This is a genomic window from Protofrankia sp. Cr1 (assembly GCF_963555865.1).
Taxonomy (GTDB): domain Bacteria; phylum Actinomycetota; class Actinomycetes; order Frankiales; family Frankiaceae; genus Protofrankia.
In genome coordinates this window covers 2765-3519 of sequence record NZ_CAUVXO010000531.1, presented here as the reverse complement: position 1 = coordinate 3519, position 755 = coordinate 2765, and the positions used below count along the sequence as shown (strand labels likewise).

The following is a 755-nucleotide window of genomic DNA, read 5'->3' as shown; positions in this document are numbered from 1 at the left end:
GGCGGCCTCAAGGAGTCAGTGCGCCACATGTGATAAATCTTGTGGCTCACTGATGGGAGACTTGGGTGCGGGGTCAGGCGTTGACCGCGGAAGACCGCGAGGAGATTTCTCGTGGGATTTCGGAGGGTCGAATTCCACCGGCCGCAACGCCGTGCCGACGAGCGGTTCCGGGGGCACCGGCTGCACCGGTGCGGCAATCTTCACCTTGACTTCCGCCGAGCCGGCCCGCGCGTTCGGGTCGGCGTCCATCACCCGCACCACCCGCCATTCCCGGCCCTCGGTTGTTGCAGAATCCACAGTGCACCGCTCACGAGCCGCGTATCAACCTTTATGTGAGAGTCACATGCCAACGATATAAGCGTGAAGCAAAGGACATGCGAACCCGACTTGAGTCGGGTCGACGAGTAGGCAATTTTGGTATGACGCGTCTGTTTGCTTCACAGCTAAGATCGGTGACATGGACGATCAGGAACGAAGATCACCTGTCTACGCGGCACGTGGCGCGATCGCCGGTGAGGACTGGCAAGCGGTCGCCGACGCCGTCAACGAACGGATCTCGCCCGCCGCCTGGCCACCGTTGAGCAACTCGTCACCGCGCAGACCGCCAACAGGTAAGAGGCCAGAATTCCGACAATGGGCATTGGTGCCCGCCGGAATCCTGACCCCTGCACCGCACAGCGGCACCAGCCGCCCGATCACTCAGCCTGCCACGGGTAGCCACCCATCCCGCTCCCGTGACGGCACCAGCTCACCCA

Annotated in this window: 1 pseudogene; it reads left to right on the top strand. The window is 62.9% G+C overall.

What is annotated here, in order from left to right:
* Positions 1–457 precede the first annotated feature (457 nt).
* A pseudogene (locus U9980_RS25255) lies at positions 458–755 on the top strand (hypothetical protein); the annotation flags it as partial.